Below are 565 nucleotides of genomic sequence, written 5' to 3' on the forward strand. Positions count from 1 at the left end.
TTCACGTTAGCAAAAAAATGAGTAACTCAGGAACGATCAGATTCTTCGATTGGAATTCATTCCTAGGAACGTTCCTAGTCACGATTCTATGTGGTGTCGTGGTTTTCTGGTCGATCTACACACCTGAGTTCTTCTTCGAGGACGACGAGCCTCTTTTAGTCATTCTCCCATTTCTTTTCCCGGCGATGATCCTGTTCGCATGGTACAGAATGACCATAAGTGTAGATTTCTCTGGAATGATCGCATTCAGAAAGCTCTGGGGAAAGAAAGAGTACGAATGGTCTGACATCGTGAATATCCAGCTCATTGAAGATCCTACCCGATTCCTGTTTGGTCTGATCAAGATACGGAATCGGTATCTGAGTTTTGAGATGCAGGAGTCAGGAAAGAGAAAGAAGCACAAGTATTTAGCCAGGAAGCAGAACATCATCGATTTGATCACGATGATCGAAGTGGCCAGACCTGATCTTCTTCCAAGTCGTCAGAAAGAAATAGATGCTAACCAGTCAGCCCATACAACTCCAGCCAGCGCTCCGCGCTGACTTCCGCGTATGGCTTTCACGTT

Annotated in this window: 1 protein-coding gene; it reads left to right on the forward strand. The window is 45.3% G+C overall.

Annotated features, from left to right (window positions below; translation table 11 throughout):
• Positions 1-542: hypothetical protein (locus QEH54_RS22845; RefSeq protein WP_309021048.1), on the forward strand; the 542-nt coding region annotated here is incomplete at its 5' end.
• Positions 543-565: the final 23 nt, after the last annotated feature.

Origin of the sequence: Pelagicoccus sp. SDUM812003, from assembly GCF_031127815.1 — a bacterium.
Classification (GTDB): Bacteria; Verrucomicrobiota; Verrucomicrobiia; order Opitutales; family Opitutaceae; genus Pelagicoccus.